Origin of the sequence: Anaerorhabdus sp. (assembly GCF_036657415.1) — a bacterium.
GTDB lineage: Bacteria > Bacillota_I > Bacilli_A > Erysipelotrichales > Erysipelotrichaceae > Anaerorhabdus.
In genome coordinates, this window is the sequence record NZ_JAVXGL010000082.1 from 1 (window position 1) to 8,683 (window position 8,683).

8 protein-coding genes are annotated in these 8,683 nt (G+C 32.8%); all 8 read left to right on the forward strand.

Going from position 1 to position 8,683, the window contains the following annotated elements; translation table 11 throughout:
* Positions 1 to 399: transglycosylase domain-containing protein (locus tag RSB60_RS09665; RefSeq protein WP_332616016.1), on the forward strand; the 399-nt coding region annotated here is incomplete at its 5' end.
* A 118-nt stretch (positions 400 to 517) separates the two neighbouring features.
* On the forward strand, positions 518 to 1,030 hold the full coding sequence (gene pyrR / locus RSB60_RS09670) for a bifunctional pyr operon transcriptional regulator/uracil phosphoribosyltransferase PyrR (RefSeq protein ID WP_332616018.1): 513 nt from the start codon (positions 518 to 520) through the stop codon (positions 1,028 to 1,030).
* Positions 1,031 to 1,139: 109 nt separating this feature from the next.
* Positions 1,140 to 4,658 (forward strand): pyruvate:ferredoxin (flavodoxin) oxidoreductase, encoded by a 3,519-nt coding sequence (gene nifJ / locus RSB60_RS09675; RefSeq protein ID WP_323380686.1) that lies wholly within the window; start codon positions 1,140 to 1,142, stop codon positions 4,656 to 4,658.
* An 84-nt stretch (positions 4,659 to 4,742) separates the two neighbouring features.
* On the forward strand, positions 4,743 to 5,141 hold the full coding sequence (locus tag RSB60_RS09680; protein ID WP_323380685.1) for a hypothetical protein: 399 nt from the start codon (positions 4,743 to 4,745) through the stop codon (positions 5,139 to 5,141).
* A 98-nt stretch (positions 5,142 to 5,239) separates the two neighbouring features.
* Positions 5,240 to 6,241 (forward strand): glycosyltransferase family 4 protein, encoded by a 1,002-nt coding sequence (locus RSB60_RS09685; protein ID WP_332616020.1) that lies wholly within the window; start codon positions 5,240 to 5,242, stop codon positions 6,239 to 6,241.
* 17 nt (positions 6,242 to 6,258) lie between these two features.
* Positions 6,259 to 7,020 (forward strand): type II secretion system protein, encoded by a 762-nt coding sequence (locus RSB60_RS09690; RefSeq protein WP_332616022.1) that lies wholly within the window; start codon positions 6,259 to 6,261, stop codon positions 7,018 to 7,020.
* 238 nt (positions 7,021 to 7,258) lie between these two features.
* Positions 7,259 to 8,296 (forward strand): lysylphosphatidylglycerol synthase transmembrane domain-containing protein, encoded by a 1,038-nt coding sequence (locus tag RSB60_RS09695; RefSeq protein WP_323380682.1) that lies wholly within the window; start codon positions 7,259 to 7,261, stop codon positions 8,294 to 8,296.
* A gap of 11 nt (positions 8,297 to 8,307) precedes the next feature.
* Positions 8,308 to 8,683 (forward strand): glycosyltransferase (locus RSB60_RS09700; protein WP_332616024.1); only part of this gene is annotated, 376 nt, incomplete at its 3' end.

Sequence of the window (8,683 nt, forward strand, 5' to 3'; positions counted from 1 at the left end):
GGAAGTACAATAACACAACAAGTTGCGAAGAACATTTACTTTAGTAATCGTCCTTCGTTGACTCGCAAAATCGCGGAAGTTTTCTTTGTATGGGACTTAGAAGCGGATTATACAAAAAAAGAAATTTTTGCAATGTATGCAAATATTATTTATTATGGTGATTTATATTATGGTATTAAGCCAGCGAGTGAAGGTTATTTCAATAAGTCACCGAGTGATTTAACATTGTATGAGGCAACCGTTCTAGCAGGATTACCACAATCCCCAAGTAGATATCAATTAAGTAACGGTTATGAGTTAATCAATCGACGACAAAAACTAGTTTTGGAATCAATGGTTGAATATGGCTATATTACTGAACAAGAAATGAATGATGTTTTGGCACAACAACCTAAATAATAAAAGGGATAATTCCCTTTTTTATTTTTCTATTTCTATTTGACAGTAGTATAGTTTTGGTATAAATTAGTGTAATTTTCTTTATTTATGATATGATAATGAACGTGAGGAAATAGATATGAAAGAAATCGTAGATGCAATTGGAATGTCGCGTTCAATTACTCGTATCGCGCATGAAATTTTAGAAAAAAATAAAGGAACAGATAACCTGGTTTTGATTGGTATAAAAACCAGAGGTGAACATCTTGCGAAGCGTTTAGCTGAGAAAATAAATATGTTTGAAAATGTTCAAGTTCCAACCGCAGCATTAGACATTAATTTTTGGCGAGACGACGAAAAGAAAACAATAGGTGAGATTCCAAGTTTAGGTATCGACCTAAAGGGGAAAATTGTTATTCTCGTTGATGATGTTTTATACTCAGGACGAACAATTCGTGCAGCAATGGATGGCATCATGTACTATGGACGTCCCGAAGAAATTCATCTTGCGGTTTTGGTTGATCGTGGTCATCGCGAATTACCTATTCGTGCAGACTATGTAGGTAAGAATTTACCAACTTCAAAAAAAGAAATTGTCTCTGTAAAAATGGTTGAAACAGACGAAATTGATAGTATTTGTATAGAATCATAAAATACCGTGAACATTCTCGGTATTTTTTTTGTTAAATGTTGCGGATAAACTTTCAAAACAAAGATATTTAGTCTATAATAAGTATGTTTAAAACACTAGGAGGTTTATGATGAGTAAGACATCAAAAAAAGTTTTCCAATCAATGGATGGAAATACTGCCACTGGTCACATCGCGTATGCGTTTAGTGAAGTAGCAGGAATTTATCCTATCACACCTTCTTCACCAATGGCTGAAGTAGTTGACGCTTGGGCATCACAAGGTCGTAAAAACTTATTCGATACAACTGTAAAAGTTGTAGAGATGCAATCTGAAGGCGGAGCAGCAGGTGCTGTTCATGGAGCTCTTCAAGGTGGAGCATTAGCAAGTACATTCACAGCTTCTCAAGGTTTATTATTAATGATTCCTAACCTTTACAAAATGGCTGGAGAATTATTACCAGGTGTTATTCACGTTGCAGCACGTGCATTAGCAGGTCGTGCATTAAACATTTTTGGTGACCATGAAGACGTATATGCTTGTCGTCAAACAGGTGTACCAATGATTTGTTCTCATTCAGTTCAAGAATGTATGGATTTAGCAGGAGTTGCTCACTTAGCAGCAATCGACGCATCAGTACCATTTATTCATTTCTTTGATGGATTTAGAACTTCTCATGAAATTCAAAAAATTGAAGTAATGGATTATGACTTCTTAAAGAGTCAATTAGATATGAAGAAAGTGGAAGCATTTAAAAAGAATGCATTAAATCCACATACAAATGCAGTAACACGTGGTGGTGCTGAAAATGATGATATTTTCTTCCAAGGAAGAGAAGCACAAAATGAACACTATGCAAAAGTTGCTGATGTTGTTGCGAAATATATGAAAGCTATTAGCGAACATACAGGTCGTGAATATGCTCCATTTACATACTATGGTGCTAAAAATGCAGATCGCGTTATTATCGCTATGGGTTCAGTAACTGAAACAATCAAAGAAACAATTGATGCTTTAGTTGCTAAAGGTGAAAAAATCGGTTTAGTTAAAGTTCATTTATACCGTCCATTTGCTACTGATTATTTATTAAAAGTATTACCTAAGACAGTTAAAAAAGTTGCTGTTCTTGATCGTTCAAAAGAAATGGGTTCTCGTGAACCATTATACTTGGATGTATTAAATGCTCTTAAATCTAACAAGAAACTTGTTATTATTGGTGGACGTTATGGTATGGGATCTAAAGATACTAATCCAACTCACATCAAGGCTGTTTACGATGAATTAAAGAAAACAAATCCAAAAGAAGAATTCACAATTGGTATTGATGACGATGTTACTAAATTATCATTAAAACCAGCTAAATTAGTAATTAAACCAGACTATACTTCATGTTTATTCTATGGTTTAGGTTCTGATGGAACTGTTTCTGCTAATAAAAATGCAATTAAGATTATTGGAGATAACACAGATTTATATTCTCAAGCTTATTTTGCATATGATTCAAAGAAAGCAGGAGGAGTAACTCGTTCTCACTTACGTTTTGGACCTACTCCTATTCATTCTACTTACTATGTAGATAATGCTGACTTTGTTTCTTGTTCACTTGATGCTTATGTATTCAAATATGACATGATTCGTCCTCTTAAAAAAGGTGGAACATTCTTATTAAATACAACATTTGATGCTAAAGATATCGTTAAACATTTACCAAAACGTATGTTAAGAGATTTAGCAGATAAAAAAGCTAAATTCTATATCATTGATGCAACTAAGATTGCTCAAGATATTGGTATGGGACGTCGTACAAATACTATTCTTCAATCAGCATTCTTTGCATTGAATGAACAAATTATGCCTTATGCTGAAGCAGTTGATTATATGAAAGCTGCAGCTAAAAAATCTTATTCTAAGAAGGGTGATGAAGTTGTTCAACTTAACTACAAAGCTATCGATGCTGGTAGAGATGGATTAATTGAAATCCCTGTTGATAAAGCTTGGTCAAACTTAAAAGTTAAAGATATTACTTCAAATACTAAAGACAAATACTTTGACGAACACGTTGCAGTTATCAATGCTTTAGGTGGATATGATTTACCAGTTAGTGCATTCACTAAGAATAACTTACTTGATGGATCAATTCGTAACAATGTTGCATTCAAAGAAAAACGTACAATTGCTACTCAAGTTCCTACATGGGATCCAAATAACTGTATCCAATGTGGATTCTGTAGTTATGTTTGTCCTCATGGAACAATCCGTACATTCTTATTAACTGATACTGAAGTTAAAGATGCACCAATGCCATTTAAGACAATCCCAGCTATGGGTAAAGATTTAGAAAAATTACAATACCGCGTACAAGTTTCTCCTGCAAACTGTGTAGGATGTGGACTTTGCGTAACTGAATGTCCAGGTAAAGCTGGTAACAAGGCTCTAGAAATGGTTGATATTAATGCTAAACTTGATCAAGAACCACTAGCAGATTACCTATACAATGAAGTTGAATACAAGACTCAATACTTCCCAACTACAACAGTTAAGGGTTCTCAATTCTTAAGACCTTACTTTGAAGTTTCAGGAGCATGCCCAGGATGTGGAGAAACTCCATATTATAAACTAGTTTCTCAATTATTTGGACGTGATATGTTAGTTGCAAATGCAACTGGATGTTCAATGATTTACTGTTCATCTACACCATCTACACCATTCACAAATGATAAGAATGGTGAAGGGGTTGCTTGGGCTAATAGCTTATTTGAAGACAATGCTGAATATGGATTCGGTATGGCAGTAGCTCAAAATGTTAAAGAAGCTAGAATTCTTGAAATTATGGAATCTAATCTAGATAAAGTTGAAGCTCCTTTAAAGAAAGCATTTGAAGCATATGTTGCTGCAAATGGTGATCGTGAAATTCAACGTACACTTAAAGATGAAATCGTTAAGGGTGTTAAGGCTTCTAAAGTTAAAGAAGTTAAAGAATTAGCTAAATTTGAAAGAGACTTAATTGGTAAGTCAGTATGGATTGTTGGTGGAGATGGATGGGCTTATGACATCGGTTACGGTGGATTAGATCATGTTCTTGCTAATGACCTTGATGTAAATATTCTTGTACTTGATACAGAAGTTTACTCAAATACTGGTGGACAATCTTCTAAAGCATCTCAAGCTGCTTCAATCGCTAAATTCGCTGCAGGTGGAAAACCAACTGCTAAGAAAGATTTAGGACAAATTGCAATGGCTTATGGTCATGTATATGTTGCTCAAATTGCTATGGGTGCAGATAAAAACCAAACATTAAAAGCAATCAAAGAAGCTGAAAGTTATAAAGGACCATCATTAATTATCGCTTACTCACCATGTGTTGAACACGGTATTAAAGGTGGATTATCAAATCACCAAAGAACACAAGCTAAAGCAGTTGAATGTGGATATTTAGCTCTATATCGTTATGATCCTCGTAATGAAAAACCACTTACAATTGACTCTAAAGAACCTCAATGGGATAAATTCCAAGAATTCTTGATGAATGAAACTCGTTTCAACCAATTAACTAAGTTAAAAGGTGATGAAGCAGCTCAAAAGATGTTCGATAAAACTAAAGAAGATGCACAAAAACGTTACAAAGCTTTAGTTGAAAGAAAACAAGACTAGTGTTTAGTAAAAGCTACCTTTTAGGTAGCTTTTCTCTTTAATGAGTACGACTGCTGTGCTAAAATTAAAAAAGAGGTGAAGAATATGACTCAAACTGTAAAAGTATTAACAAATTTAAATGATTTTGAAAGAATTGTACTTGCACACAAGAATAATGAAGGTGTAGTACACATCGCTCACTCTTTTTTCTATAATGGACGCGATGGATCAGAATATCTATTATTCTTATATAAAGATGCATTACCAGAAGGTAATTTTATTGAAGGATGGAATTACTTAGATGAAAATTCTTTCAATACTACAATTGTAGGAGTAAATAACCACGAAGTAGCGGTTGAAGATTTTTTGGCTTGTTGGGCTCCTGAAATGAAATGGAATGAAATTCAATATTATGAAGTAACTGATTTTTCAGAAGTTGATAATATGTATGCTAAAATCAAATTAGCAAATAATTCTGTTGTAGCATTTGGTATTACTAAATAAGAAAGCCTTTAAGGCTTTTTTTATATGGCAATAAAGGTTCTACTAAGTAAAGTTTGAGTTTTTTTGACTTTCGACTTATACTATTGGTAGGTGATAAGATGAAAGTATTATTATATTTTGAAAGTGAAAAAGCACTTCAAAATTCAGGAATTGGACGAGCAATGAAACATCAAATGGCAGCACTTACGTCAGTTGGTGTAGAATATACAACAGATCCTTGGGATGATTCATATGATGTTCTTCACATTAATACATTTGGATTTAATAGTGAGGCAATTATAAAAAAAGCTCGATCATTAGGTAAAGCAGTTGTTTACCATGCACATTCTACAGAAGAAGACTTTAGAAATTCTTTTGTATTGTCCAATCAAATTGCTCCAATTTTTAAAAAGAGATTAGTATCTTTATATTCTCAAGCTGATGCAATTATTACACCAACACCATATTCTAAATCGCTTTTAGAAGGATATGGTATTGATTTACCAATATATGCAGTATCAAATGGAATTGATTTGAATCGATTTGACTATAATGAAGAAAAAGTCAAAGCGTTTAGAAAATATTTTAGTTTAAAAGAAGATGATAAGGTAATCCTTTCAGTAGGATTATATTTTGAGCGAAAGGGTATTCTTGATTTTGTCGAAATTGCGAAGATGTGTCCAGAATATAAGTTTATTTGGTTTGGATATACAAATCCAGTTATGATTCCAAAACCTGTTCGCGATGTTGTGGATGAATATCCAAATAATGTTATTTTTCCAGGATATGTAAAAGGACCTATTATAGAAGGTGCATACGCTGGTGCTGATTGTTTCTTTTTCCCTTCTTATGAAGAGACTGAGGGAATTGTTGTACTTGAGGCATTGGCTGCTCGTCAACAAGTCTTATTACGTGATATAGGTGTTTTTGATCCGTGGTTAATTGATGGTGTAAATTGTTATAAAGCACATGATAATCAAGAGTTTATTAGTAAACTCCATGGAATCATTGATGGAACACTAAAAGATACCAAAGTTGAAGGAAGAAAAACCGCAGAAGAAAGAAGTATCGAATCAGTGGGTAAACAACTCAAAAAAATATATGAGAGTGTTCTGAAGTAGAATTGTAGGGAGAGATAATGAATCGAAAGAAAGGATTTACATTAATTGAGCTAATTACGGTAATTGCAATTTTATCTGTTTTAACGGGTGTTTTAATTCCGCAAGTCTCAGGTGTAATTGGTACTTCTAAAGATTCTGTTTGTCTCAACAATCTTGCAACTCTAAATCGTATTTATAGACAACAGGTGGCTTTAGATGAAAATCTAAAACCTGAAGAAGTTATTATTAATTTAGATGGAAAATACTATGCTGGAGTTGCTCAATGTCCGAGTGGTGTTAAATATCAAGTCAAAAATAATACAATTATATGTCCAAATCATAAGACAGAATCAGAGGGGTCCACTGTTGATTTACCAATGTATGAAGATATGTTGAAAAAGCAACTGGAAATTGAAAAGTGTTTAGCACTACCAAGTGGCTCTACTGAATGTATTAAGGATTTATATGGTACATTCTATTTCAGTAATGATAAGTTTTGTGAATATTATTATGCAAAGAATGGAAATAAATGGGATTTAATTGATAAAGAACTAGCTCAAAAAGCAGGACTTCAAGGTGATGCTAATTATTATATTCGTCCATTTTTTACAGAAACAAAAGTACCAATGTTATTTGCTAGTACATCACCAAATGTCAAAGGATCTTGGAATGCAGATATGATTTATTATGGTGGTACATGGCATAAATTAAATAATACAATTCAAATGACATTATTGAGAGATATGTCACAAGAACAGATAGAAAAATATATAACTGAGAATTCAGCAATAGTAAAGTAGAAAAAGCTACTTTACTATTTTTTGATAATACTACAGAGAATAAAAATCATTAAGTGCAAAGAGAATAAAAGTGAGGATGATGATAAAAAAGAAGCCGAAGTCATGAAATCTTAAAGAAATTAATGACTAAATGTATCAGTAATATGTTTTATTTATCGATGTTTTTCTAATTCTAAAGAATTTCCAAACAAAATTGACATTGGTTGTTTCTATATGGTGCAAGTGGTATAATTGTCACATGAAAACATTAAAGAAATTACTAAAAAGCTATACTTTCAATATACTCTTAGTTGTTGTATTTACAGGGTTAGTCCTATGGTTGACACTCAAAGATAACTACAAAGAAATATTATCAATGCTTGCAAGCGCAAACTTAGGGTGGTTATTAGTTATCCCACTTCTAGCTATTTTATATCAAGTGATTATTGGTTGGATTCTACGTAAACTTACATTGTTAAGTAATCCGCATTATAAGTTATCACAAGGTATTGTTAATGCTTTTGTCGCAAGCTTTTTCCATGGAGTTACACCAAGTGCCTCAGGAGGACAATTCGCTCAAGTTTATATTTTTAAGAAGCAAGGTGTACGTATCAGTGATTCCGCAAGTATATTGTGGATGGATTTTATTATTTACCAAGCTACTATGGTTGCATCAGTATTTGTATTATTATTGCTAAAATTTACATATTTTTATCAACATTATTCACAATTCTTTATTCTGGTATTAGTGGGTTTTTGTGTAAATGGTGCAGTCATTATAGGTTTATGGGCACTAGCGACTTTTCCTAGAATTTATACATGGTTAAGTACAAAGGGTTTACTTATTGGTGTTAAGTTACATATTGTAAAAGATAAAGAGAAAGCTCTAAACAATTTGAATATTCAGTTAGAACGTTTCGGTAGTGAAATTAAAAAGCTTAAAAATCATCGTAAAACGATTATACAAGTATTAATTGCGAACTCAATTCGTTTATTGTTGTATTATAGTATTCCTTACTTTTGTGCATTAGCACTTAATATCCAAGTGGATCCTTCTTATATTCTTGATATTTTAGCACTATCATCATTTGTATCAATGATTAACTGTTTTATACCAATTCCAGGTGCTAGTGGAGGAACTGAGGCAACATTTATTCTCATGTTTTCTACAATTTTTGGAAGTATTGCCGCATCAAGTATTATGATTTTGTGGCGTATTGCAACATATTATTTTGTGATGATATTAGGTGGATTAACCTTTATTTATGCAAAAGCTAAACCGGATTTAGTTGAATAGGAGTGACAAAAATGCGAATCGGATTATTTTCAGATACATATTTGCCAGAAATTAATGGTGTAGCCTCAAGTGTACATACATTGCGTGTCCAACTTGAAAAAAATGGACATACTGTTTATGTGATAACAACGAAAACAGAATCTAATGTAGAGGATGATGATCCTTTTGTTCTACGTTTATCAGGCATTGAATTAAAGAAATTATATGGATATGTACTTACCAGTCCAATTCATATCAATGCCTATAATGAAATTAAAGAAATGCAACTTGATTTAGTTCATGCGCATACAGAGTTTAGTGTGGGTATTTTTGCTCGTATTGTAGCAAAATTACAAGGACTACCTCTGGTTAGTACTTATCATACAACTTATGAGGATTATACACATT

Coding starts and splice junctions, on each gene's coding strand:
- pyrR (WP_332616018.1), top strand. CDS start 518: ATGAAAGAAATCGTAGATGCAATTGGAATGTCGCGTTCAATTACTCGT.
- nifJ (WP_323380686.1), top strand. CDS start 1,140: ATGAGTAAGACATCAAAAAAAGTTTTCCAATCAATGGATGGAAATACT.
- RSB60_RS09680 (WP_323380685.1), top strand. CDS start 4,743: ATGACTCAAACTGTAAAAGTATTAACAAATTTAAATGATTTTGAAAGA.
- RSB60_RS09685 (WP_332616020.1), top strand. CDS start 5,240: ATGAAAGTATTATTATATTTTGAAAGTGAAAAAGCACTTCAAAATTCA.
- RSB60_RS09690 (WP_332616022.1), top strand. CDS start 6,259: ATGAATCGAAAGAAAGGATTTACATTAATTGAGCTAATTACGGTAATT.
- RSB60_RS09695 (WP_323380682.1), top strand. CDS start 7,259: ATGAAAACATTAAAGAAATTACTAAAAAGCTATACTTTCAATATACTC.